The sequence below is a fragment of the Halorubrum pallidum genome, from assembly GCF_055380345.1.
On the sequence record NZ_AP043945.1, the window covers coordinates 2,414,360 to 2,439,002 of the forward strand.

23 protein-coding genes are annotated in these 24,643 nt (G+C 68.7%); 6 read left to right on the forward strand and 17 right to left on the reverse strand.

The window, feature by feature from the left end; translation table 11 throughout:
* Nucleotides 1-43: 43 nt before the first annotated feature.
* The 3 genes from ACZ45C_RS13970 to ACZ45C_RS13980 all read right to left on the reverse strand — a co-directional run bounded on the left by ACZ45C_RS13970 (nt 44) and on the right by ACZ45C_RS13980 (nt 3,895).
* Nucleotides 44-739 carry a V-type ATP synthase subunit D gene (locus ACZ45C_RS13970; protein WP_460560901.1) on the reverse strand — a complete coding sequence of 232 codons (696 nt, stop codon included), beginning with the start codon at nt 737-739 and terminating at the stop codon, nt 44-46.
* Nucleotides 740-1,046: 307 nt separating this feature from the next.
* Nucleotides 1,047-1,778 carry a DUF7345 domain-containing protein gene (locus tag ACZ45C_RS13975; protein ID WP_460560899.1) on the reverse strand — a complete coding sequence of 244 codons (732 nt, stop codon included), beginning with the start codon at nt 1,776-1,778 and terminating at the stop codon, nt 1,047-1,049.
* Nucleotides 1,775-3,895 (reverse strand): DUF7096 domain-containing protein, encoded by a 2,121-nt coding sequence (locus ACZ45C_RS13980; protein ID WP_460560897.1) that lies wholly within the window; start codon nt 3,893-3,895, stop codon nt 1,775-1,777. Before ACZ45C_RS13980 ends, ACZ45C_RS13975 begins: the two co-directional genes overlap by 4 nt.
* Nucleotides 3,896-4,073: 178 nt before the next feature.
* On the opposite strand from ACZ45C_RS13980, the gene ACZ45C_RS13985 reads away from it, so the two are divergent.
* Nucleotides 4,074-5,312, forward strand: a complete 1,239-nt coding sequence (locus ACZ45C_RS13985; RefSeq protein ID WP_460560895.1) for a helix-turn-helix transcriptional regulator — start codon at nt 4,074-4,076, stop codon at nt 5,310-5,312.
* Nucleotides 5,313-5,446: 134 nt separating this feature from the next.
* On the opposite strand, the gene ACZ45C_RS13990 is transcribed toward ACZ45C_RS13985, so the two are convergent.
* The 8 genes from ACZ45C_RS13990 to ahaH form a co-directional block, all read right to left on the reverse strand.
* On the reverse strand, nt 5,447-6,871 hold the full coding sequence (locus ACZ45C_RS13990; protein ID WP_460560894.1) for a V-type ATP synthase subunit B: 1,425 nt from the start codon (nt 6,869-6,871) through the stop codon (nt 5,447-5,449).
* A 1-nt stretch (nt 6,872) separates the two neighbouring features.
* A complete protein-coding gene (locus ACZ45C_RS13995) occupies nt 6,873-8,648 on the reverse strand; it encodes an ATP synthase subunit A (protein WP_460560892.1) in 1,776 nt (591 codons plus the stop codon).
* A 1-nt stretch (nt 8,649) separates the two neighbouring features.
* A complete protein-coding gene (locus ACZ45C_RS14000) occupies nt 8,650-8,979 on the reverse strand; it encodes a V-type ATP synthase subunit F (RefSeq protein WP_460560890.1) in 330 nt (109 codons plus the stop codon).
* A complete protein-coding gene (locus tag ACZ45C_RS14005; RefSeq protein WP_460560888.1) occupies nt 8,976-10,022 on the reverse strand; it encodes a V-type ATP synthase subunit C in 1,047 nt (348 codons plus the stop codon). The genes ACZ45C_RS14000 and ACZ45C_RS14005 overlap by 4 nt, the downstream gene beginning before the upstream one ends.
* Nucleotides 10,019-10,597: a V-type ATP synthase subunit E gene (locus ACZ45C_RS14010; RefSeq protein WP_460560886.1), complete on the reverse strand. Its 579-nt coding sequence runs from the start codon at nt 10,595-10,597 to the stop codon at nt 10,019-10,021. Before ACZ45C_RS14010 ends, ACZ45C_RS14005 begins: the two co-directional genes overlap by 4 nt.
* A gap of 21 nt (nt 10,598-10,618) precedes the next feature.
* Nucleotides 10,619-10,870 (reverse strand): hypothetical protein, encoded by a 252-nt coding sequence (locus ACZ45C_RS14015; protein WP_012659523.1) that lies wholly within the window; start codon nt 10,868-10,870, stop codon nt 10,619-10,621.
* Nucleotides 10,871-11,041: 171 nt separating this feature from the next.
* The gene (locus ACZ45C_RS14020) at nt 11,042-13,243 is read right to left on the reverse strand and encodes a V-type ATP synthase subunit I (RefSeq protein WP_460561319.1); all 2,202 of its coding nucleotides are present in this window, start codon (nt 13,241-13,243) and stop codon (nt 11,042-11,044) included.
* 4 nt (nt 13,244-13,247) lie between these two features.
* A complete protein-coding gene (ahaH, locus tag ACZ45C_RS14025) occupies nt 13,248-13,604 on the reverse strand; it encodes an ATP synthase archaeal subunit H (protein ID WP_460560884.1) in 357 nt (118 codons plus the stop codon).
* Between the two features lie 162 nt (nt 13,605-13,766).
* Here ahaH and minD point away from each other — a divergent pair, with 162 nt between their 5' ends.
* Nucleotides 13,767-15,362, forward strand: a complete 1,596-nt coding sequence (gene minD, locus ACZ45C_RS14030) for a cell division ATPase MinD (RefSeq protein WP_460560882.1) — start codon at nt 13,767-13,769, stop codon at nt 15,360-15,362.
* A 38-nt stretch (nt 15,363-15,400) separates the two neighbouring features.
* Here minD and ACZ45C_RS14035 read toward each other — a convergent pair whose 3' ends face one another.
* The gene (locus ACZ45C_RS14035; RefSeq protein WP_460560880.1) at nt 15,401-16,372 is read right to left on the reverse strand and encodes a transcriptional regulator; all 972 of its coding nucleotides are present in this window, start codon (nt 16,370-16,372) and stop codon (nt 15,401-15,403) included.
* Nucleotides 16,373-16,571: 199 nt separating this feature from the next.
* Between ACZ45C_RS14035 and ACZ45C_RS14040 the strand changes: the two genes are divergently transcribed.
* Nucleotides 16,572-17,942 (forward strand): TiaS agmantine-binding domain-containing protein, encoded by a 1,371-nt coding sequence (locus tag ACZ45C_RS14040; protein WP_460560878.1) that lies wholly within the window; start codon nt 16,572-16,574, stop codon nt 17,940-17,942.
* 32 nt (nt 17,943-17,974) lie between these two features.
* On the opposite strand, the gene ACZ45C_RS14045 is transcribed toward ACZ45C_RS14040, so the two are convergent.
* Both ACZ45C_RS14045 and ACZ45C_RS14050 read right to left on the reverse strand, forming a co-directional pair.
* The gene (locus ACZ45C_RS14045; RefSeq protein WP_460560876.1) at nt 17,975-18,202 is read right to left on the reverse strand and encodes a DUF7543 family protein; all 228 of its coding nucleotides are present in this window, start codon (nt 18,200-18,202) and stop codon (nt 17,975-17,977) included.
* Nucleotides 18,203-18,225: 23 nt separating this feature from the next.
* Nucleotides 18,226-18,438 (reverse strand): hypothetical protein, encoded by a 213-nt coding sequence (locus ACZ45C_RS14050; protein WP_460561336.1) that lies wholly within the window; start codon nt 18,436-18,438, stop codon nt 18,226-18,228.
* 199 nt (nt 18,439-18,637) lie between these two features.
* Between ACZ45C_RS14050 and ACZ45C_RS14055 the strand changes: the two genes are divergently transcribed.
* The 3 genes from ACZ45C_RS14055 (at nt 18,638) to ACZ45C_RS14065 (ending at nt 20,759) form a co-directional block, all read left to right on the forward strand.
* Complete coding sequence (locus ACZ45C_RS14055) at nt 18,638-19,768, forward strand: aminopeptidase P family protein (protein ID WP_460560874.1); 1,131 nt, start codon at nt 18,638-18,640, stop codon at nt 19,766-19,768.
* Between the two features lie 153 nt (nt 19,769-19,921).
* On the forward strand, nt 19,922-20,218 hold the full coding sequence (locus ACZ45C_RS14060) for a DUF5789 family protein (RefSeq protein WP_460560872.1): 297 nt from the start codon (nt 19,922-19,924) through the stop codon (nt 20,216-20,218).
* Nucleotides 20,219-20,306: 88 nt separating this feature from the next.
* The gene (locus tag ACZ45C_RS14065; protein ID WP_460560871.1) at nt 20,307-20,759 is read left to right on the forward strand and encodes a DUF302 domain-containing protein; all 453 of its coding nucleotides are present in this window, start codon (nt 20,307-20,309) and stop codon (nt 20,757-20,759) included.
* Nucleotides 20,760-20,877: 118 nt separating this feature from the next.
* On the opposite strand, the gene ACZ45C_RS14070 is transcribed toward ACZ45C_RS14065, so the two are convergent.
* The 3 genes from ACZ45C_RS14070 to ACZ45C_RS14080 all read right to left on the reverse strand — a co-directional run bounded on the left by ACZ45C_RS14070 (nt 20,878) and on the right by ACZ45C_RS14080 (nt 24,623).
* Complete coding sequence (locus ACZ45C_RS14070; protein ID WP_460560869.1) at nt 20,878-21,864, reverse strand: aminopeptidase; 987 nt, start codon at nt 21,862-21,864, stop codon at nt 20,878-20,880.
* Nucleotides 21,865-22,028: 164 nt separating this feature from the next.
* Nucleotides 22,029-23,099: an NAD(P)/FAD-dependent oxidoreductase gene (locus tag ACZ45C_RS14075; RefSeq protein WP_460560867.1), complete on the reverse strand. Its 1,071-nt coding sequence runs from the start codon at nt 23,097-23,099 to the stop codon at nt 22,029-22,031.
* Nucleotides 23,100-23,186: 87 nt separating this feature from the next.
* Nucleotides 23,187-24,623 carry a DHH family phosphoesterase gene (locus ACZ45C_RS14080; RefSeq protein ID WP_460560865.1) on the reverse strand — a complete coding sequence of 479 codons (1,437 nt, stop codon included), beginning with the start codon at nt 24,621-24,623 and terminating at the stop codon, nt 23,187-23,189.
* Between the last annotated feature and the right edge of the window lie 20 nt (nt 24,624-24,643).

Genomic DNA, 24,643 nt, shown 5'->3' on the forward strand with positions numbered 1-24,643 from the left:
GCGGTAGGGGACGGCGACGGGCGGCCGATCGGGAGAGGCGGGGTCAGTCGGCCGCTTCGGGCTCTTCGACGGCGGGGCTCTCGTCGGCCGCCTCGGCGGCCTCGGCCTTCTCTTCTTCCTCCTTTTTCGCCTTGATCTTCTTCAGCCGGAAGATCTCCTCGCGTTCCTGCTCTTCGAGTTTCTGTTCGATGTACTCCTGGTTCTCGTAGAGGCGGGGTAAAAGCGTGAACTCCAGCGCGTTCACGCGGCGCTTCGTGGTCTCGATTTCCGTGAGCATCTTCTTCATCGCCGTCTCGACTTCGGCGGCGAGGATGACGGATTCGAGCAGTTCCTCGTAGGCGTCGGCGGCCTCGTCGATGCGGGCGGAGGAACCGAGCAGTCCGTATCCCCGCTCGTCGAGGCTCTTTTTGACCTTCGAAGACTCGATCTGCGGGACGACGACGCCCATGATGTTCTTCGACTGCGTCGTGATCTCGGGGTGCTCTTTCAGCGCCGCGGCCGCGCCCCGAACGGCGACGTCGCCCTCCATCGCGCGGGCCATGTCGATCTTGCGCTGGGCCGTCTCGTAGTTCTCGGAGACATCCGAGCGGACATCCTGCGCCTGATCGAGGATGTCCATGAACTCCATGATGAGTCCGTCACGCTTCTGTTCGAGCGTGTCGTGACCGCGCTCGGAGAGCTCGATGCGGTCCTCGATCGCCATCAGGTTCTTCCGTGTCGGTTTGACGTCCTTGGCCATCTATTGGGGGAACGTTCCGCTCCGAGGCGGATAATTCTTTTCAGTCGTGACGTGCTTGCGGGCCGGATCAGCGTCCGCACGGCGACGGAGCTGTCGGCTGCGAGTGAAACGAGAAGCGAAAAGGGGGACGGGGTCGTGTGCCTCTGACAGCCGCGAGCGATCGCTCCCGAGGGCCGGGCTCGGGATGGCGATCCCCGTTCGGGTCCGGTGGGGGCGACGGCGGGGACGTGACCCGGTGGGACCCGTGGCGACCCGTCGTGCCGATCGGTCCGGTGCCGGTCGGTGCGATTCGCGCGGTTGGCTCCGTCTACATCCGTCGCCAGCCGGCGTAGCCGAGCAGTCCGGCGACGAGGAGCGCCAGCGTCGGCGCCAGCGGAGTCGGCAGCGACTCCTCGCTGGCGCCGTCGGCCTCCGCGGGCGCGAGCGTGGCCGAGAACCCGGTCAGATCCGTGCCGGGCCTCCACTCCGCGCTCGCGGCGCCGGTCCCGTCGGTCTCGGTCGTCGCGTCCGCCTCGACCGTGGCGTCGGCGAGCGCGTACCCGTCGGGCGCGACGAGCACGAACGGTCGGTCCGGTCGGAACGCGCTTTCGAACGGCTCGCTCACGACCAACCGGTCGCCGTCGACCGCGGCGAGGTTCGCCCACGTCGCCGAGAGGCGGACGACGCCCGTCCCGTCCGTCGACTCGACCTCGGTCCGCACGTCGGAGACACGCATCTCCCGTCCCGTCTCGGTGGCGGTCCGCTCGGCGATCCGCGTCATGCGGTCGTCGAACCGGGCCGTGACGTTTTCGGGGCGCTCCCGAAACTCCTCGAACGCCGCCTCGTCGTCGGCGTCAGCGAGGTCGTACGCGAGCACGAGCGTGACCGTCGCGTCGCCGTCCGCGTCGAGCGCGACGACGAACGACGACCCCTCCTCGACCGCCGGCTCCGTTCCCGGTCCGTCGAGCGCCGCGACGCCCGGTGCGAGGAACGCGCCCATCACCGCGATCGACGCGACGGCGGCGGCGACGGCGACGATCCGACCGCGGGAACGAATCACTCGTCGCCCTCTTCGTCATCTGCGTCTTCCTCGTCATCGTCCTCCACGTCATCGTCTTCATCGTCGTCCTCGTCATCGTCCTCGTCGGCATCGTCTCCGTCGCTGTCGTCACCGTCTTCGTCATCAGCGTCATCGTCAGCGCCGTCGTCGGCGTCGTCGGCATCGTCGGCGTCGTCAGCATCCTCTGCGTCAGCGAACTCGATCTCGAGTTCGCCCTCGCGCTCGCCGTCCTCGACCTCGATCTCGGCTTCGTCGTTGTCGGTCGGGAGCGTCACCGTGATCCGTCCGTCCGCGTCGGTCGTTCCGACGGATTCGCCTTCGACCTCGACGCTCGCGCCCTCGACGGGCTCACCGTCGGCGTCGGTCACTTCGACCGTCACCGTCGAACCGGGTGCGGGGTCGTCTGAGACGACGGCGACGGAGAGGTCGTCCGCGTCGCGGTCGTCTGCGTCGTCGCCGTCCGCGTCGTCGTCTCCGTCGTCCGCGTCGTCATCGCCTTCGTCGTCCGCGTCGCGCTCGTCGACATCGATGTCCTCGGTCGCGAGCGCGCCGTCCGCACCGACCTCGAACTCGATCTCCGCCTCGAACGCGCCCTTCACGAGCGTGACCTCCAACTCGTCGTCGACGGCGGGCGCGTCGAACGAGAGGGCCCCGTCCGCGCCGGTCGTCCCGACCTGCTCGCCGTCGACGTAGACGGAGACGCCCTCGACGCCCTCACTGTCGTAGGTCACCGAGACGTCGACGGTCCCGTTCTCGACGGAGCCGTCCACGGAGAACCGGTCGCCGAAGTCGTCGTCGTCGTCCTCGCGGTCGCCCTCGCCGAGCGTGATCTCCAGTTCGCCCTCGCGGTCGCCGTCTTCGACCTCGATGTCGACCTCGTCGTCGTCGGGCAGCGTCACCGCGATTCGCCCGTCCGCGTCGGTCGTCCCGGCGTCCTGGTCGTTCAGTTCGACCGTCGCGCCCTCGACGGGCTCGCCGGCGGCGGTCACGCGGAGCGTCGCCGTCGCGCCCGGCTCGGCCGTGCCGTCGACGATCGAGATCGAGAGGGGAGTCTCGTCGGCGTCGTCGCCGTCGTCCTGCTCGCGCGGTTCGAGCTCCTCCTCGAACTCGAACGCCTCACCGGTCTGGCCGTCGACGCTCACCTCGGCCTCGCCGGTCGTCTCCGGGCCGAAGAAGGTGAACTCGAACTCGTAGTAGCCGTCGTCCTCGTCGCGGTCGGCGGACCGAAGCGTCCACTCGCCGTCGCCGTCGGTCGACAGCTGCTCCGTGGCGGCCGTGAGCGCCTCGCTCTGGCTCACCTCGAAGGTGCCGTTTCCGGGCTGTTCGCGCTCGATCTCGCGCGATCGCTCGCCGTCGTCGCTCTCGACCTCGATGGAGACGCCGCCGTCGACTTCGAGGGAGAACTCGCCGGCGCTCTCACCGGTGTACTGCGCGAGCAGTGCGCTCGCGCCGGTTCCCGTCACGCGGGTGAGTCGCTCTCTGGCGTCCGCGTTCGCGCTCCGATCGTAGCCGGCCGCCCGGAGCTCGATCCCGGAGGTGTCGTCGGCGCCGTCCGCGACCCGCTCGAAGCCTCGATCGACGGTCTGGGCCTGCCCGGCGAGGACCGCGAGCCGCTGTGCGAACTCGCCGCGGTCAATCTCGCCGTCCTCGTAGGCGACGCGGGCCTCCCGCTGGTCGGCGACGATCTCGTTGGCGCGCTCGCGGAGCGCCGCGGACCGCTCCGCGAGGGCCGCCGCGCGCTCGGACTCGTTCGCGTTCTCAAGCGCCGCGTCGAACGACGATGCCTCCACGTCGCCCGACACCTCGTCGTCGGTGACGGAGATGATCGTCGCGAGCTGCTGTCCGACAGTCGCCCTCGACGCGCCGTCGCCGGCGTCGCTGCCGTTCGCGTTTCCGTCGTCCGTCGCGTTCTCGTCGTCCGTTGCGTTCTCGTCGTTCGTCGCGTTCCCGTCCGTCTGTGCCGAGACGGCCGACGCGTCGAGACGCTCGGTCGCCGCGTTGTGCGAGTCGATGTCGGTCGCGTCGGCGGCGCCGGTCGCCCCGAGCGCGCCGCCCGGCACGGAGCCCACGATGAGCCCCAGCGCCAGGAGAACCGTCAGGAGTCGTGTGCCGTGCATGACGGATACGCCGACGAGCGCCACCCACATATACCGGGTCGACCGTGGCGGTCGCTTGCGCGCGGTTTCGCCGTGTTCCACCTCGATGAGCGACCGTTGCACCGATTTGCACCGCGTTTCTCGGCGCCGCTGCGAGACGATCTGTGGGTTTAACCGGACGGCGGAGAAGCGTACACCAATGAGACGACGCGGTCGAACGACCGGCTCGATCGCCGCCCTCCTCGTCGCCGTCGCCTGCTGTCTGGCGGCCGTCGCGTTCGTCGCCCCCGCGGGCGCGCAGTCCGTCGCGGTCCCCCAGACCGACGACCAGCCCGCCCCGGACAACACGATCACGCGGATCGGTCTGTCCGCCGACGGCTCGGCGACGTGGGAGTTAACCCTCCGGACCCGCCTCGAAAACGACTCCGACGTCGCGGAGTACGAGCGGTTCCAAGAGCGGTTCCGATCGAACACCAGTCGCTACCTCGACCCGTTCGCCGAGCGAATGTCCGGCGCCGTCGCGGCCGCGAACGAGTCGTCGGACCGCGAGATGCGCGCGCTGGCGTTCGAAGCCGAGACGGGGATCCAAGAGATCCCGCGCCGGTGGGGCGTCGTCAGTTTCCGGTTTACGTGGACCGGCTTCGCCGCGGTCGACGGCGACGCGGTCGTCGTCGGCGACGTCTTCGCTGGCGGGTTCTTCATCGGCGAAGACGACGCGCTCGCCGTCTCGGTGCCCGAGGGATACGCGGTCGAGTCGGCCGCTCCGGAGCCCGACGACGCCGGTGACGGTGTCGTCGAGTGGCGCGGCCGCGAGGACTTCGACGACGGTCGGCCGAGCGTTCGCGCCGTGCCGGCGACGGCCGGCGGTGGAGGTAGCGACGACGGGAGCGCCGGTTCGGACGGCGGAGCCGACGTCGGCGTCGCCGGCAACACGACCCTCCTCGCCGCGCTCGCCCTCCTCCTCGTCGCGGCGGTCGGGCTCGGCGCCTACGCCGTACGGACCGGTCGGGTCGGGCTCGGCGGATCGGAGGCCGACGGCGGCCCGCCGGCCAGCGAGTCCGGACCCGACGGCGGCGACACCGGACAGCCGAACGCCGCCTCGACGACCGCGGGTTCGACCGCGGGTGCCGCCGCTCTCGCCGGCTCCGCCGGGCGCGACTCCGCCGGGAACGGGTCTACGGACGCTGTTCCCGACGACAACTCCGACGCGATCGATCCAGAACTCCTCACCGACGAGGACCGTGTCAGGCGGGCCCTCCGCGAACGCGGCGGGCGGATGAAGCAGTCCGACGTGGTCGAGGCGTTCGACTGGTCGAAGTCGAAGACCTCCCGCGTGCTCTCGCGGATGGCCGACGCGGGCGAGGTGGAAAAGCTCCGGATCGGACGCGAAAACGTGATCGACCTCGTCGTCGGCGACGACCCGGTCGACGAGGAGTAAGCGGCGAGGGGTGGCCGGCGGGATATCCGAGACCGAGCTCCGGTGACCGCGTCGCTCTGTCGTCGTTTCCCGACGCAGTCGCTCGGCGCGACCGCTCGCGGTGGTGGAGTGCGAAAGAGTAGAGAGAAGCCGGATCAGTCCGCCGCTTCGACGACTTCGCGCTCGGAGTCGTCCTCGCGGTAGTACTCCTCGATGAACTCCTCGTCGATCCGGTTGAGGGCGTCCTTCGGGAGCATCGAGAGCAGGTCCCAGCCGATCTCCAGCGTCTCCTCGATGTCGCGGTTCTGATCGAAGCCCTGGTCGACGAACTCCGACTCGAAGGCGTCCGCGAAGTCGAGGTACTTGTTGTCGAGCTCGGAGAGCGCCTCGCGACCGACGATGTTCACGAGGTCGCGGAGGTCCTCACCTTCCGCGTACGCCGCGAACATCTGGTCTTTCACGTCGGCGTGGTCCTCGCGGGTGAGCCCCTCGCCGATCCCGTCGTCCATCAGCCGAGACAGGCTGGGGAGCACGTTGATCGGGGGCTGTAGACCCTGGCTGTTGAGGTCGGGGTCAACGTAGATCTGCCCCTCCGTGATGTACCCGGTCAGGTCCGGGATCGGGTGGGTGTCGTCGTCGCCCGGCATCGTGAGGATCGGAATCTGGGTGACCGACCCGTCACGGCCCTGAATCCGCCCGGCGCGCTCGTACAGCTGCGCCAGGTCGGTGTACATGTATCCGGGGTAGCCACGCCGGCCCGGGACCTCTTCGCGGGCCGCGCCGATCTCGCGGAGCGCCTCGCAGTAGTTGGTCATGTCCGTGAGGATCACGAGGACGTGGTAGTCCTTCTCGAAGGCGAGGTACTCGGCCGTCGTCAGGACCATCCGCGGCGTGACCGTCCGCTCGACGGCGGGGTCGTCCGCGAGGTTCATGAAGACGACGGAGCGCTCCAGCGCGCCGGTGCGCTCGAAGTCCTCCATGAACTCGTTCGCCTCCTCTTGAGTGATCCCCATCGCGCCGAAGATGACGGCGAACTCGGAGCCCTCCTCGTCGTCGTCGCCCTCCTCCTCTTCGGGCACGCTGGCCTGCCGGGCGATCTGCATCGCCAGTTCGCTGTGCGGCTGGCCGGAGCTGGAGAAGATCGGGAGCTTCTGGCCGCGAACGAGCGTGTTCATTCCGTCGATCGCGGAGACGCCCGTCTCGATGAACTCCTCGGGGTACTCCCGGGAATAGGGGTTGATCGCCGCGCCGACGATGTCCTGCCGCTCCTCGGGGACGATCTCGGGACCGTCGTCGATCGGGCGGCCGGAGCCGTCGAGGACCCGTCCGAGCAGGTCCTCGGTGACGGGCATCTTCATCGTCTCGCCCAGGAAGCGGACGGACGCGTTCTGGTCGATACCGGAGGTGCCCTCGAACACCTGGATGGCGACGACGCCATCCGATGATTCGAGCACCTGTCCGCGCAGCGTCTCCCCCTGAGCCGTCTCGATCTCGACGATCTCGTCGTAACCGATCGCCTCGTCGACCTCGGCGTACACCAGCGGGCCGCTGATCTCGGTGATGGTTTGGTACTCTTTCATGTTAGTAGAGGCTCCGGAGTTCCTCGGCGATATCCGCTTTGAGCTCCTCGACGTACTCCTCGTAGTCCTCTTGGACGCCGATCCGGTTGATCCGGGGGGCGGCCTCGGTGTCGATGATGTCCTCGACCGGCACGCCCGCTTCGAGCGCGTCGAACGCCTCGTCGTTGAACGTCTCGATCGTCGTCAGCATGAGGTACGTCTTCTCCGGCGGACAGTACGTGTCAACCGGGTGGAACGCGTTCTGCTGGAGGTACGCCTCGCGCAGGTAGCGGGCGACCTCCAGGGTGAGCTGCTGGTCGTCGGGCAGGGCGTCCTTCCCGACGAGCTGAACGATCTCCTGAAGCTCGGTCTCCTCGTCGAGCACGTCGACCGCCCACTGGCGCTTCTCCGCCCAGTCGTCGGCGACCTCGTCTTCGAACCACGGATCGAGCTGGTCTTTATACAGCGAGTACGACTCGTTCCAGTTGATCGACGGGAAGTGGCGGCGCTCCGCCAGGTCCGCGTCGAGCGCCCAGAACGTCTTCACGATGCGCAGCGTGTTCTGGGTGACCGGCTCGGAGAAGTCGCCGCCGGGCGGGCTCACCGCGCCGATCGCGGAGACGGACCCCTCCGTCCCGTTGACGTTCTCGAAGTAGCCGGCGCGCTCGTAGAACTGCGCGAGCCGGGCGGCGAGGTACGCGGGGTACCCCTCCTCGCCGGGCATCTCCTCCAGCCGGGAGGAGATCTCGCGCATGGCCTCCGCCCACCGCGAGGTGGAGTCGGCCATCAGCGCCACGTCATACCCCATGTCGCGGTAGTACTCGGCGATCGTGATTCCGGTGTAGATACAGGACTCACGCGCCGCGACGGGCATGTTCGACGTGTTCGCGATGAGCGAGGTCCGGGCCATCAGCGGGTTGCCGTTGGCCGGGTCCTCCAGTTCGGGGAAGTCCTCGATGACCTCGGTCATCTCGTTGCCGCGCTCGCCGCAGCCGACGTACACGATGATGTCGGCGTCGGCGTACTTCGCGAGCTGGTGCTGGGTGACCGTCTTCCCGGAGCCGAACGGCCCCGGAATCGCGGCCGTCCCGCCCTTCGCGATGGGGAACAGCCCGTCGAGGATGCGCTGTCCGGACACCAGCGGCGTCCGGGGCGTCTTCTTGTTCGCAGAGGGACGCGCCTCGCGGACGGGCCACTCCTGATGCATCGAGACGTCCGTCCCGTTGGCGAGCTCGGCCACCGTCTCGGTGACGTCGAACGAGCCCGACTCGATGGCGGTGACCTCGGTGGTCTCGCCCTCCTCTAAGGCGTCCGGCGGCACCATCACCTTGTGGTCGATGGTGACCGTCTCCTCGACGACGCCGACCACGTCGCCGCGGCCGACCTCGTCACCGACCTCGACGGTCGGCTCGAACTCCCACTTCTCCTCGAGGTCGATGCCGGGCGCGTCGACCCCGCGGTCGAGGTACGGACTTCCCATCTTGCCCTCCAGCACGTCCAGGGGACGCTGGACGCCGTCGTAGATGGCGTCCAGCATGCCCGGACCAAGGTCGACCGACAGCGGCTCGCCCGTGTTCTCGACGGGTTCGCCGGGGGCGACCCCGGAGGTCTCCTCGTACACCTGAACGGTCGTGATGTCGCCTTCGATCTCGATCACTTCCCCCATGAGGCCTTCGTCGCCGACGTAGACGACGTCGTTCATGCGGGCGTCGAGGTCGCGGGCGCTCACGACCGGACCGCTCACGCTCTGGATAACACCGTGTTCCGTGGTGGTCTCCGTGGATTCTGCTTTACTCATATTAGTCGTCCTCCTCCATCAGGTCGATCCCGATGGCTCGTTTGATCTGGTCGCGCAGCCCGCCGCTGCCTGCGCCGGACCCGCCGAGCGTCACGAGCACGGGCTCGATACTCCCCTCCACCGCCTCGCGGGTCCCCCGCGAGAGGTGATTGAGGTCGCCGTCGTGCATCACGATGATACCGGTTCCCTCGTCGTCGAGGGTCCGTTCGACGGCGTCGTCGAGCCGCTCGTCCTTCTCGTCGTCCGGTACGTTCTCGAACTTTCGCACGCCGGCGAGCCGGAATCCGGTCGTGAACTCCGGGCTGCCGACGACGGCGATCTCCTGGCTCATGTTATCACCAGCTCCGATTCGATCTCCTCGGCCGACAGGCCAGCCTCCTTCCCGCGGGCGATCGCCCGGATGTTCTCCACCTCGCGCTCCTTCGCGAGGATGTACGAGATCACCGGAGTGATCGACACCGGGTGGATCGTGCCGAGCCGGTCGCCGTACGCCAACAGCGCGGCGTCGGTCGCGTGCTCGAACGCGATGAGGCTGTCCGCCTCCTCGAGTTCGCGCAGCGCCGGGCCGAGCTCGTCGCCGTACTGGCTGTCCGCGATGTACTCCACGAGCTCGTCGAGGTTCCGCGCGAGCCGCGCGAGCGACCCCCGAGTGAACAGCTCGCCGCCCTCGATGAAGTACGCCGCGGGGTCGATGTCCGCGCCCGACCGGGCGAGCCGGAGGGCGTTCGTCGCGTTCCGGAAGTCGACCTCGGCCTTGAGGAACGCCTCGTACTGCCGAGTCGGCTCGCCGCCGCCGAGCCCCGACAGGAGCCGCTCGTAGAACGCGCGGTCGACGGCGTTCTCCAGCGGAACCAGCACGTCCGTCTCCTCGTACTCGGCGTAGGCCTCCCGAAGCGGGTCCCCGTAGATGGTGTCTTCGAGCACCTCGACGACGGCGTCGATCGAGTCGGCCTCGAGCAGCCGTCGCATCAGGCGGTCGTCGAACTCGCCGGCACGGATCAGGTCGACCTCGATGGCCGATTGGTCAGCGTCCGTGTAGACGCCGCGGATGACCGTCTTCACGTTCCACGCGTCGAACTTCCGGAGGTACCGGGCGATCAGGTCGTACAGCGCTCCCTCGCTCCAGTCGAGGATGTCGTCGAACTGCTCGGCGAGGTTCCGGTTCAGCGCGTACTCGATCAGGTCGACGCCGCCGTGACGGCTTCCGAGAGCGTTGATCTCCGCGCCGTAGCTCGACTCCTCCATGAACCGGGCGATCTCCGCCGGTCCCATGCGGGTCAGCTTCCGGTACTCCTCGTCCCCGTAGAGGCTGCCGCGGCGGGCACGAACCCGCGCGACGACGTACTCTGGGTTCGAGCTGCCGACGGCGCTCATTGGTCGAACAGTCGCTCCGAGATGTGTTTCAACTCGTCGTCCCAGACGGATTCCAGGATCGAGTCGAACGTGTTGTTCACCCGAACGCGAGAGGTGTCGCTCTCCGCGACGACCCCGCCGAGACAGTCGATCTCGCCGTCGACTGCGGCGTTGCGGTCGGCAACGAGCTCCTCGAGGAGCTCGACGTCCGCGGCGCGGGTGTAGACGGCGACGTCAGCGTCGTCGTCGAACTCCGCGAGCGTCGCGTCGAGGAGCGCCTCGGTCAGCTCGCGGCGGCGGTCGCCGTCGAGCGATTCGATGGTGGCCTCGACGTCGTCGTGGACGTCTTCGAGGACGTCTCGACGGGCCCCGAGCCGCTCCTGTTTGGCCTCGAGTTTGGCCGACGAGAGCGTCTGCTCGCGCTCCTGTTCGATCTGACGATCGACCTCGGCGAGCCGCTCTTCGCGGATGCGCTCGGCGTCGGCCTCCGCCTCGGCGACGATCTCGTCCGCTTCGGACTCCGCCGCCTCGCGGATTTCCTCTGCACGCGCGCGGGCTTCGTCTCGAACGTCCTCAACGACAGTATCCAAACTCATTGGTGTGGAAAGGGGAACCGCTTAGACGATGAAGACGACGACGAGTGCGAGAATAACGATCGTCTCGGGGAGGACCGTCAGAATGAGCCCGTTGACGAACAGATCGTCGTCTTCGGCCATCGCGCCGACGGCGGCCGATCCGATACCACGCTCCGCGTAGCCCGCACCGAGCGCCGCCAGTCCGACGGCGAGCGCCGCCGCGGCGCTGGGGTCAGTGAGCGTTCCTCCGGCCTGCAGTGCGACATTCCCGAGTTCGTTGGTAGCTTCAAGCATTGGTAGTAGTTGCGGTTGCTCGTCTCCGAACAGTTGCTAGTTGCCTCTACTGGAGTCATAAAGCTTCCCAAAACGACCGAACGGAACCGACATGACGCGGGATAGAGACGGAACTCTGAGTCGGTATCGACCCGGCAAAAAGCACGCGGATCGTCGAACGGCGCTCGGCGACTACTCGTCTGTGGTGTACTGTCGGTCGTAGCCGAACGGCAGGTAACTGTCCCCGCCGCCCTCGTAGAAGTTTCCGAAGAACTCCACGTACTCCAGACGCACCGCCTGAATGCCGGCGGAGGTGATCCCGAGCGCGAGCACGACGATGTGACCGACGACCGCAACGAGAATACCCCCGACGAGCGCGAGAACGCCGACGGCTCCGACAGACGCCGGATCGAACGCGGTCGTCATCCCCGCGAAGACCAGTTCGTAGTCGCCGGGGTGGCTCTGTACGTACTCGAGGTAGTCGGCGCTGAAGATGAAGTGGAAGCTTCCCTCACCGCTCTCGTCGATGTACGCGCCGAACGCGAGCAGGTTCACGGCGAGCGCCATTCCGCCCTTCGCGAGCAGCACCGCCATGATCCGAGCGTACGAGATGACGTTGACGATGGGGGAGAGCACCTCAGCGAGTTCCGGAGGCTCACCGATGGCGAGCAGGACGACGCCGAGTGCGATGGCCGCGATGGCGGCGTACCCGACCGCCACCGGGAAGCCGGCGAACGAGACCGCCCCGAAGGTGAGTATCGAGAACGACTCGAAGAGGAAGTCGGGCTTCGGGCCGGGGAGGTGCTGGCTGAAGATCCAGATCCACGCGCCGTTGAGTATCAGCAGCCACGAGCCGCCCTCGTACAGCGCGTGTTTCAGGTCGTGCTGCTGGTAGTTGCTCACGAACGAGAGGACGTGTCCCACGTTCAGGTGAGCGAGCCCGAACAGCACGCTGGCGACGAGGAACGACAGCGCCCAATCGATGTCGGCCGGCGAGAGACCCTTTCCGTCGACGGGCCAGTGGACGTCGCCCGGCAGCAGCTGGTAGGCGTGGTAGCCGAACACGTCGATACCGAAGTAGATCCCGAACAGGATCGTGAATCCGCCGGCCCACAGCGCGACGGCTCCGAGCTCGCGGAACGTCCCGTCGTACCTGCTGTACAGGAACGCGCCGATAGCGGCGTACAACACGCCGTACCCCACGTCGCCGATCATGAAGCCGAACATGAGCGGGAACGTGAGGAAGACGAGAAGCGTCGGATCGAACTCCGAGTACTTCGGCCGTCCGAACCCCTGTACAAGCAGCTCGAAGGGACCGGCTGCGCTCCCGTTGTTCTGGACGACCGGCGGGTCGTCGCTCCCGTGGGTCGCGTGGCCGCCGTCGGCAACCGCCTCGCGTTCGCCGTCGGCCGTCGCGGCCGCACCGCCCGCGGAGCCGCCGTCGGCGACGGCCTCGGTGTGGTGATCGCCGTCGGGAGTGAACGACGCGCGTTCGAGCTCCTCGACGTCGGCGTGGTCACCGACCGCGTCGTCGATGGCCGCCTCGAAGTCGGCGAACGTCTCGGTCGGCACCCACCCCTCGGCGATGAAGGCGTTCTCGGTGGTCGCGAAGGAGAGGGGGGCCTGCTTCTTTTCGGCCTCGATCGTGAGCTGCTCTTCGGCGCGCAACAGGAAGCCCGCTGCCTCCTCTTTCACGTCCGCGAGCTGGGATTCGACCGCCGAAAGTTCCTCGCGGAGGTCGGCCTGCTCGGCTTCGAGTTCGGCGACGTACTCCGACGGGCTCGCGTCGGCGTCCGGCACGTCGAGCAGGGCGATGTCGACGCCGACGAGCGAGTCCTGGAGGACGCCCTCGTCGGCTCCCTCCGCGGGCTTGGCGAAGACGGCGACGACGTCGCTCCCGGCGAACACCTCGAACGCGTCGATCCCGTCCGCGTCGGCGAGAGTCGCCTCGACCGCGTCGGGCTTCGCTTCGCCGACGACGACTTCGAGCGAGTCGTAGCCGCCGAGAAGGTCGAGCTCGATGCCGAGGTCCGCGAACGGCTCCATCCGGTCGATCTCCTCTTGTCTGTCGCGGATCCGTGCCTGCAGTTCGTCTCGCTCGTCGTTGAGTTCGTTGACCCGCTCGCGCACGTCGTCAAGTTCCGCCGCGAGTTCCTCGTCGTCGAGCGCGCGGGCCGCGTCGACGTCCGCGTCGTCGACGTCGAGGATGCTTTCGAGCGAGCGAACGGTGACGAGCCGTTCGTTGACGTCCTCGGCCCCGTCGAGCGACGCGCCGGGCTCGAAGCCCTCGTAGCGCTCGTCGTAGTCGGTGACGTGCATCGAGTGGTGGTCGTACGTCGCCTCGATCACGTCGTCGATGACGCGCTTCGAGCCCGTCACCGACACCTTGCTCATCCGCTCAGGCCTGAGCATCCACCGCCTCCTCGGCCTGACTGGTCACCGCTTCTTCGAACCGTTCGACGGCGTAGTCGACGGCTGTGTCAACTCGGTCGCGGGCCTCGCGTTCGAGCTCGTCGCGGTCGGCACGACCCGATTCGAGGATCTCCTCGCGCCGCTCCTCGATCTCCTCACGGGCCGCCTCGAGCCGCTCTTCGGCCTCGGAGGCCGCCTCCTCCTCGGCCTCGTCGCGGATCTCCTCCGCGCGCCGTCGAGCCTCGGCGAGGCGCTCGTCGGCGTCCGATTCCGCCTCCGCGATGATCTCGTCCGCCTCCGTTTCAGCCTGCTTGATCCGGTCGAGCACCTCTGGTCTCGCCATACTACTAATCGCCTGAAACTCTGGAAGCGACGTATAAGGTGTTTGCGAAAGTGAGCGGTGGATCGAACGGCCGCGACGCGGAACGAGCTGACGTGTCTAATTGTCGCGTGTACGCTTGCCCGGCCGCCTACATTTAAGTGCTAGTCGCCGGACCGTCACCGTATGGCAACGGTGTATGCGGTCGCGTCGGCGAAGGGTGGGGTGGGAAAAACCACCACGACCGCGGCGATAGCGACGACCCTGGCCGACGCCGGTGCCGATGTCGTCGCGGTCGACGCCGACATCGGCATGGCGAACCTCGCGGAAGCAGTCGGCGTCGAGCCGGGTGAGATCACCCTCCACGACGTGCTCTCCGGACGGGCGGACCCGATCGACGCGGTTCGGGCGGGGCCGGCCGGCCTGCGCGTCGTTCCGGGCGCGGCCGATCTCGACGCGTACGCGGCCGCCGACCCGTCTGGACTCCGCGAGGTCGTGGCGGCCTTCGACGACGCAGACTACGTCTTCCTCGACGCGGGCGCGGGGCTCTCGCACGACTCGACGCTCCCGCTCGGGCTCGCGGACGAGACGCTCCTGGTCTCGACGGCCGAACGCAGCGCCCTCGGAGACACCGAGAAGACCCGACAGCTGACCGAGCGGCTCGGCGGCACGGTCGCCGGCGCGGCGATCACGCGCGTCGGTGGCGACGGCGCGACCGACGACGAGATCACCCGAGTCCTCGACGCGACGGTTTTGGGGCGAATTCCCGACGACCCCTCCGTGTTGCGGGCGGCGACGGCGAACGAGCCGCTGGTGACGTTCGCCCCGGACGCCCCGGCGACCCGCGCGTATCGCGATCTCGCTCGGGCGCTGACCGGGGCGGAGATTCCGGGAGCGACGGGGACCGAATCGGAGTCGACGCGCACCGAATCGGGATCGACGCGGACCGACCCGACGGAGCCGGAACCGTCTCCCGGTCGGGGTGACGAGGGCAGCGGGACCGAAACCGAGAGGGAGGGTACCGAGGACGAGTCGTCCGACGGGGTCGATACCCTCGACGGGGTCGAACCGTCCGACGAGGCCGGAAGCGACGGCGGAGAGGACTCGGCGAGCACCGACACCGAGGACATCATCATCGCCGACGCCGGTTCGGGCGGACTCGGTGAACCGACCGGCGAACGGGACATCATCGTCGCAGACGAGTCGCCCGCGCCGGCTGACGAGAGCGACGCCGATCCGGGTCCCGTCGAATCGGCGCACGACGCTCCAGAGCGCGACGACCGTATCGAGGGGCTCGACACCGACACCCGAACCGTGGGCAACGACCGCGTCGACGCCGACGACCTCGAATCGATGATCGAAGACGAGGCGGGCGATGCGGCGTTCGATCCGGAACGGGAGTCACCGGCCGGCGACGAATCGACCGGCGACGAACCGACCGGAGACGAATCGACCGACGACGAATCGACCGACGACGAATCGACCGACGACGAATCGACCGACGACGAATCGACCGACGACGAACCGACCGGAGACGAATCGGCCGGAGACGAGGGAGCGTCCGACGCGTCCGACCGCGACATCGACGACGAACTCGCGGGGAGCGTCCCGTTCAGAGACGACGACACCGGCACGATGAACACCGTCCTCTCGGAACAGAGCGGGTCCGGCGATCAGCAGGAGACGACGGACGGAAGCGACGAGGCCGATGACCGCGGCGAGGGGGACGAAGACGACGGCACGGACGGTGACGGGTTCTTCAGCCGACTGTTCGGTCGGTGAAAACGGATCCGCACGCGTTCCGGTGACGGTCCGCTCGGTCAGGCTTCCGAGGGGACCGCCGCGCGGTCGCGGATGAGTTCGCGGATCTCTTCGGGGTCGGAGATGCCGGCGAGTTCCTCACAGGAGACGAGCGCGGTACCGTCGACCGACTCACGCCGCTCGGCTCCCTCGGTGAAGTAGACGGAACGCGTGCGCGCGACCTCACCGATGGAAGACATGATCCGCGCGCGTTTCTCCGCGGCCGGCGTGAACGTTGAATGGCCGGTGAGCACGCGCGTCACGGCGCTGTCCTCGTCCTCCGAGACGGCCTTGAACGGGGCCCGAGCGGTCGGATGGACCGTGAAGCCGGCGTTGGTGAGCACGTGGACGACGTGTTCGTCGTCGGGGTCGGTGTCGGGTGCCGCGGGCGTCGGATCGGAGTCGCGGACTTGGTCCGCTCCGTCGAGCACGTCGACGGGGCTCGAAAACGGCTCGTCGAACAGATCCTCCAGCTGGACCGCGACTTCGATGGAGGCGTTCATCCCGTCTTCGTACTTCGAGACGGTCCGACGAGAAACGCCGAGTTCGGTCGCGAGCCGGCCGAGCGACCAGCCGCGCTCCTCGCGCTCGTCGGCGAGCAAGTCGCCGTCGAGGCTGACGTACAGCCCGCCGGGGGCCGCGTAGATGAGCGGCGGCATCCCCTCGACGAACAGCTCGTAGGCGGTGTCCGGGTTGATCACCGGGACGCCGTGCCGGAAGTAGACGACCCCCGGCTTCAGGTCCTCGTCGCGCGTCCGAATCCCGATCACCATCGGCGTGGCCTGCAGGTACTCGCCGAGGCGTCGCATCTCCGCGCCGGTCTCCGCGTCGAGGGCGTCGACGTTGCCGAGAATTTTCAGTAACAGCAGGTCCTCGTCGCGGCGCGCCGCCACGTCGAAGCTCTTGGGCCGGACCGCACACCGGTCGCTCACGCGGAATCCCGCGTCCTCCAGCATCGCGGTGACGTTCCCGATCAGCGCAGTCCGGGACATAGTCGAGACAAGCGGCTCGGCGTATATATGCGTTGTGTCAGTCGAGCGCGCTCGAACGCGCCGCTCGCTTGCGATTTTGGACCGATCTCCTCCGGTATCGTTATATACTCGACCCGACCGCACGCGCCGGAGCGCCCGTGAGGCGCGCGCCGACGACCCGCCTCGAAACCGGTTTGTCCGCGGGGACGAAACCACGGGCATGGCCATCGTCGCCGTCGACGACACCGACTCCCGCGAGCGCGGCATGTGCACGACGTACGTCGGCGCGCGCCTCGCCGAGCGGCTCGCGTCCGCGGGCGGTCGGGTCGAGCGCCGGCTCCTCGTTCGACTCAACCCGGCCGTGAAACACAAGACCCGCGGAAACGCGGCCGTCGCGATTCACGTCGACGAGATCGGCCCCGGTACGGCGTTCGAGGTCGCCGCGGCGACCGTTCGCGAGTTCGCGGTCCCGGCGGATCCGCGGACCTCGCCAGGCCTCGTCGTCGCCGACACCAGTCCCTCGGCGCTCCCGGCGGAGGTCGAGGCGTTCTCGCGGCGCGCGCTCCGGTCGCGCCTCTCGCTCGACGAGGCCCTGTCGCTCGCGGAATCCCACGGCTACCGCCACGCCGCCTTCGGCTCCGGGGGCGCGGGCGGCGACGACGTGTCCGGACGCGGCCGGATCGGCGCGCTCGCCGCGGTCGGCGCGCCGGCGGCGTTCGACGACTGGACCGTCGAACACATCGCGTACCGGGAGCTGGACCGCTGCGGAACGCCGCGCGAGGTCGACGCCGAGAGCGTCTTCGCAGCCGCCGACGCGGCGTATCCGACCGTCTGGGACACCGTCGATCGGGGCACGGGCGAGGTCGTGTGCGTCCCGAACGCGCCGGGGCCGATCCTCTACGGGATCCGCGGGGACGACGCCGCGGCCTGCCGGGAGGTCGCCGCGTCGATCGAGAGCGAGGCGGTCGCGAGAACCGAGACGTTCCTGACGAACCAGGGCACCGACGCGCACCTCGCGACGGGGACGATCGGGGAACTCCGCGACGGCGCGGGCTACCGCGTCGACGCCGTCGTCGTCACCGAGCCGGAAACGAAGCGCGGTGGACACGTCCACGTCGACGTCGCGGACGTCGCTGACGGCGGTGGCGACGTCGCTGACGGCGGTTGCGACGTCGACGACCGCCTCCGCTGTGTCGCGTTCAAGCCGACCGGCCGGTTTCGCGACCGGGTTCGCGCGCTCCGACCCGGCGACCGCGTGACGGTCTGCGGCGAGCACGAGCGGCGGGCGCTGCCCGACCGAGCGGGCGAGGGGGTGACCTTGAAACTGGAGAAGCTCGCGGCTCGCGACCTCGTTCGAACCGAGCGGGTCGTCCCGACGTGTCCCGACTGCGGTCGATCGATGTCGTCGGCGGGGCGAGACCAGGGGTATCGCTGTCGCGACTGCGGTACCGATGCGCCCGGAAAGACCGAGCGCGAGGCGGATCGCGGCATCGATATCGGCTGGTACGAGGTACCGCCGAGCGCGCGCCGCCACGTCGCGAAGCCGCTCGTCCGGGGCGGGTTCGACGCGCCGACGCATCCCGAACGGTAGCACGGGACCGGGCGCGGCGCGCTCCGGCTCCGTCAGTCGAGGTCGAACGACGCCCGCCACTCGGCGGCGCGGTCGAGGGCCGCATCTCGCGCCTCGAACCGCTCGCGCTCGTACGTCGAGGCGTCGGCGGCCTGCTCCATGACGTCCAGTCGGACGACGAACCCGCCGTCGCCGCGCTCGCGGACACGAACCGTCGCGTATCCGTCGGACCGCTCCCACTCGGTGATCACGTCGTCCTCCCGGCCGAGCGTCCAGCTCATACCCGAACCGATAGTCCCGGCAGCTAAAGCGGTGCGGTTCGGCGGTCGGACTCCCGCGCGACCGACCGCGGCGTGGCCGAGTGCGCGCAGCGCGGACAGATCGCGTATCCGAGCGCGTCGTACGGCACCGACGCCGAGGGAGCCGTCACGTCGCACTCGGGGCAGTCGAACAGCCCCGCGTCGTCGGCTCCCAGCTGCCCGTTGGTTGCTTCCGCGCGTCCATCGTTCACACCCATGCGCCTCTGTACCACGACGAGTTACATAAGTATGCGTTCCCTGAAACGATCTATGGCGATGAGAAACGCGCGTCTCAGCGCGTGAAAAGACGACGTACGGGGCGTTCACTCCGCACCACAGCAGCGTTTCGATCCGGACGGCGACAGTCGGAGTATCGACACCGTGACGTTATATCAGGACGCCGCGCGGAGGGCCGACATGAGCGACGAAATCGAGGACGTCCACGCGGACCGGCGCGAGCGCGCGGCCAGCCGGCTCCGCGACGTCGACGTCGACGGCCTGATCTGCTTTCCGAGCCGCACTCTCGAGTACCTCACCGGGTTCGCGGCCGAACCGGACGAGCGACACTTCCTGTTCGTCGTTCCGGCGGCCGATCACGCGTGTGACGGTCCGGTCCTGTTCGTGCCGAGGCTGTACGAGAGTCAGGTCCGAACGGAGACGACCGTCGCGGACGTGCGGACGTGGACCGACGGAGACGACCCGACCGAAGCCGTCCGCGACCTGCTCGCCGAGTACGGGCTTCGCGATGGACGGCTCCTCGTCGACGACACCATGTGGGCGCGGTTCACGCAGAACCTCCGCGCGGCCGCGCCGGACGCGACGTGGGGGCTCGCGAGCGATGCCATCGCGCCCCTCCGCGCGCGCAAGGACGACACCGAGCTGGCGGCGATGCGCGCGGCGGCCGCGGCGGCGGACGCGGCCGTCACCGATCTCCGCTGTCTCGGCGCGGACGCGGTGGGAATGACCGAGACCGAACTCGCGGACTGGATCGTCGATCGCATGGAGGAACGCGGCGGGCGCGGAGCGGCCTTCGGGCCGATCGTCGGATCGGGGCCGAACGGCGCGAAGCCGCACCACGGCCACGGCGACCGCGAGATTGGGGCGGGCGAGCCCGTCGTGTGCGACTTCGGTACGCGGGTCGACGGGTACCCGTCGGACCAGACTCGCACCCTCGTCTTCGGCGGCGATCCGCCCGAGACGTACGCGGAGATTCACGAGGTCGTTCGCGAGGCGCAGGCCGCCGCGGTCGACGCCGTCGAACCGGGCGCGACCGCGGCGGCCGTCGACCGAGCGGCAAGGACCGTCATCGAGGACGCGGGCTACGGCGACGCGTTCGTCCACCGCACCGGCCACGGCGTGGGGCTCGACGTCCACGAGGAGCCGTACATCGTCGCGGGCAACGACCGCGCGCTCGAACCCGGGATGGTGTTCTCCGTCGAGCCCGGGATCTACCTCGACGGGCGGTTCGGCTGCCGGATCGAGGACCTCGTCGTCGTCACCGACGACGGCTGCGAGCGGCTGAACGAGGCGGACCGCGGCTGGCGCTGACCGGCGGGTCGAGCCGATCGGCCGGGCGGTTCCGGTTTGCGGGTCGGGACGGGCCGGTTCGGCGGTGCCGATCCGTGTTCCGTCGCGGGCCGCGGCGGAGACGCCCCGAACGGCATCGAAACCATTAGTGTCGCCGGAACGGAACCGGCGGGTATGAGCGACACCGACGAGGCCGAGGAGGCCGAAGACGTCGAACCGGCCGTCGAACTCGGCGAGGGACCGGACGTGGCCGGCGAGCCGATCGCCCGCGTCGCGTCCCGGCTCACGTGGCCCGCCAAGCGCAGCGACGTGGTGAACCAAGAGGGCGACGCCGCGATCCGGACACCGGACGGCGCGCGCGACCTCGACGACGTGCTCGCGGACGCCGAGGTTCCGCTGTTCGAGAGCCGAAGCGAGTTCGTCGCGACGGTCGAGGAGTTGGTGGGTCGCGGGCCGGTCGCGACCGAGTAGTCGGACTGCGAACCGCGGCCGACCGCCGCACCGGTACCGCCTCGCGACCCGCCGCGGGCTTTTTACTCGGCCGACGCCGACTCGGTGTATGGCGATCCCCTTCGATCCGCACGAACTCGACCCCGAAGCGTACGGCGAGACGACGGCGACGCTGTCGACCGACCACGAGTCGGCGATCGAGCGCGTGCGCGAAGTGTGCGTCGGCGCCGGGTTCGGCGTGCCCGTGGAGTTCTCTCCGTCCGAGCTGTTGAACGAGAAGGTCGACGCCGACCGCGACCCGTACTACGTGCTCGGCGCGTGCAACCCGAGAATGGCGGACCGCGCGCTCGACGCGACCGACGGACGGATCGGCGGACTGTTCCCCTGTAACATGATCGTCCGCGGGGTCGAACCGGGCGAACAGGAGGTGTACCACGTCTCGATCATGAAGATCGCTCGGCTGCTCGGGCTGCCGACCGACGACGAGGCGATGGACGCGATAATCGCCGACACCGGCGAGATGGTCGACGCCGTGTTCGCGGAGCTGGAAGCCGACGAGTGAACATCTCCGCGGGTGTGGGGAACGACCGCCGATCGCGTTTCTCCCGGCGTTCCGCAGAGAACAGTCGGACACCGAGACCGCAGAGGTGAGAACCGACACGCTCGCACGGTCCGAACGATCAGAGTGTTCGAGCGTGTTCGAGCACCGCCTCCTCGCGAAACGTCCCCTCGTCGAGAACGGTGAACCCGTCGAAGGTGACGGTCGCCTCGGTGAGCGTCATATCGAGATGGAGATCACACGCGACGCTCCCACCGAGCGTGATGTTGTCTCCGATCGCGATGTGCATCGTGCCCCGCCTCTTTTTGTCCGTGGCTTGGTTCCCCGTGAGTTCGACGTCCGGGTTCGTACCGATGGACGGGGCCTCCGCGATATTACGGGCGCAGTCTCCCGTCGATTCGACGAGTCTTGAGAGTTCGTCCGCCTGTGTGCCCCCCGAAATCCCCTCGACTCGTCCGTCCTGGATCGTGAGTTCCACCGGGTTATCGAGCTGTCCGAGCCCGTCTATCGAGTAGTCTACGACGACCGTGCCCTGCGCGCTCCCTTCGACCGGCGTGATCGCTGACTTCCCGGCGGGGAGGACGACGAGTCCCCGGTCGAACCCGTCGTCGATCGGGAATCCGCTACGACCTTTCAGGCTGACCGATAACTCCGTTCCCGCGTCGTCCGTTATCCGCGCGGATTCAGCGCTGGTTTGGATCTCGGCGACTGCCCTCGTTACGTCCATCAACGCGTCGTAGTCCGTGTCCATCTGGTCCATCATGACGTCTTCTGAGACGCCCCGCATGAGAACAAAGCGTGTCCCGGACTCCGCCGCGTCTCTCCTGGCGTCCGTATGAGCGATGTCGTATGTCCCCACGTCGACGACGACGTCCGCCTCGCAGAGCGCACCGGCGACGGCCGCTGGCTGCTCGACGTTGTGTCCGTCGAGCCGCGGCTTCACGAGAAGCGAGGCCGTTGCACCCGTCGCTCTGGCCGCGCTTACGAGCGGTCGGGCGACGTGTACCATCAGCGGGTCGGTGAGGACGACGACTTCCTCGTCGGACTGTATCTCTCCCACATTCTCCACGACGTCTCGACAGGTGTCGCTGTATTCGAGTTCTTTCACACCGCTAACGCAGCGTCCGACAGTCAGGTATTTTTGCCGGTTCGTTTCGGATAGCCGAACGTGAGGAAAACAAATACAACGACGAACGAGGCCGTTCCGCTCACGCGCTACCGGGTTGGTCACTTCGGGCGTACGAGACGCGGTGTACCTCGACCGCTATCGGCTCAGTCGTCCGCGGTCGCGGCGTCGACCTCGGCCTCGTACAGTTCGTCGGCTCGCTCGCGCTCGGTGAGGTACTCGTCGGCGTCGAGCGCGGCCTGACATCCCATCCCGGCGGCGGTCACCGCCTGCTGATAGTGGAAGTCGACCACGTCGCCAGCGCCGAACAGGCCGTCCACTCCGGTGTCGGTCTGGTTGCCCCCGCGGCCGCCCTCGGTGAGGAGGTAGCCGTCGTCGTCGAACTCGACGCCGGTCCCCTCAAGGAACTCCGTGTTCGGCGTGTGCCCGATGGCGAAGAAGACCGCGCCCACGTCGAAGTCGTACTCCTCGACCTCCCCGGCGGTCGCGGAGTCTTCCATCTTCTCTTTGGGGTGTCCGTCCGGGTGCTCGACGAGGGTGACGTGGTCGACGCCGTCTTCGGGCGTGCCGTGGATCTCGGTGAGTTCGGTGTTCAAGAGGAGTTCTATCTCGCCGTCGTCGACCTTCTCCATCGTGCGGTCGATCCAGACGTCTTCGGCGCGGAACTCCTCGCGGCGGTGCGCGATGTAGACGGTGTCGGCGAACTTCGTCAGGAAGTTCGCCTCCTCCATCGCGGCGTCGCCGCCGCCGACGACGAGCATGTCCTCGCCGCGGAAGAACGCGCCGTCACACGTCGCACACGTCGAGAGGCCGTACCCCATCAGTTCGTCTTCGCCGGGCACGCCGAGCGTCCGCGCGCTGGCACCGGAGGCGGCGATCACGGCGTCGGCGGTGTAGACGTCGCCGTCGGAGAACTCGACGCGGAAGTGGCCCGCGGGCTCCTTCGAGACGTCCTCGATGACCCCGTTTCGGGTGTCCGCGCCGAACTTCGTCGCCTGCTCTTTCATGTTGTTGATGAGGTCAGGTCCCGAGATCCCCTCGGGGAAGCCGGGGTAGTTCTCCACGTCGGTGGTGAGCGTGAGCTGACCGCCCGGCTCGTCGCCCTCGACGATCAGGGGGTCGTTGTTCGACCGCGCGGCGTATATCCCGGCGGTGAGTCCGGAGATTCCCGTGCCGGCGATGATCAGTCGGCGGTGGTCGACGGTGTCGTCGGTCATATCCCGACGTTCGCCGTCGCGAAGTATGTAGGTTGCGCCCTCGGGCGCGGCGCTCGGAACACCGTGTTCTCGGCGTCGCCGGCGAGGTCAGTCGGTCGGGAACTCCGGCACCGGCCCGGTCGGCGGCGACGGCGCGTCGTCGAGCGCCTCGAAGAAGCGGCCGGCGACGAACTCCTCGACGACGTCCGTCAGCGACTCCGCGTCAGACACCTCCTCTAGGATTCCAAGGGGGACCTGTGCGCCGGCCATGCTCGCGTGGCCGCCCGCCGACCCCACGGGATCGAGCGCGTCGCGGAGCAGTTCGCCGACGTCGAGGTCCGCGCCGCGGGCGCGCGCAGAGCCGTAGATCACGCCGTCCATGTAGCCGAACACGAACGTCACCGCGATCCCGTCGAGATCGAGGAGGCGTTCCGCGGCCTGCGCGAGCGTGTCGCGGTCGGCTATCTCGCCGACGCAGGAGGCGACCGTCGATCCCCGAACGTCGCGGCGCTCGATGGCGCGCGCGATGACGCGGAGGGTCTCGGGGCTCACGCTCGGGCTCTCGACGCGCTCGAGCGTCGTCTCGTCCGCCCGTAACGACAGCGACGCCGCGGCCTCGAAGTCCGGGATCGACGTCGACCGCGTGAAGTCTTTCGTGTCGATCCGGATCCCGTACAACAGCGCGGTGGCGAGCGCGCGGTCGGGGGTGATCCCGAGCCGCGAGAGGTACGCTTCGATCAGCGTGCTCGTCGCGCCGACGTCCGGCCGGATGTCGACGAACGTCCCGGCGACGGGGCCGCGCGGCGGGTGGTGGTCGACGACGATGTCGACGGGGTGCCCCTCCGGGAGGCTGTCGTTGATGCCGGCGCGCGAGTGGTCGACGAGGGCGACGCCGCCGTAGTCGTCGAGGTCGACCTCGTCGACGGTCCGCAGCGACAGGTCGAGTAAGTTCACCATCGCGCGGTTCTCTTGGTGGGCGATCTCGCCGCCGTAACAGGGGTCCGCCGGGATGCCGGCCGACTCGGCGATCTGCGCCAGTCCGAGCGCGCTCGCGATGGCGTCGGGATCGGGGTTGTCGTGTGCGACCACGAGCAGGGGGCCCGAGAGGTCGCGGAGGGCGGACAGCAGCCGGACCGGCTCCTCGACGGCGTCAGCGCCCGTCGATTCCAGGACGCGCGCGGCGACCGCCTCCACGGGGTCGACGACGCGGTCGGCGGTCGATTCGAGGGCCGCCTGCTGGTCCGCCGTGGGGTCGTCCCCGACGTGTGCGACGATCATCGCGTCGGGGAACCGGCGTCTGGCGGCGCGCGCGGCGGCGACGTTGCGCGCCGGGTCGTCGCTGGCGACGAACACGACCGCGGCGGCCGCGGGGTACGTAGACGGGTCGGTCGGATCGCTCTCGACGACGGCGACGTTGCGGTCGCGGAGCGTCGACGCCCATCCGCTGTCGTCGGTGATCGCGACGAGTTCGTCGCGGTCGTCGCGCGTCCGTTCGACGAACGTGTTCCCGACCGCGCTACAGCCGAGCAGCAGACGCCGGGCCATACCCTCGCGAGGGTGCCGGG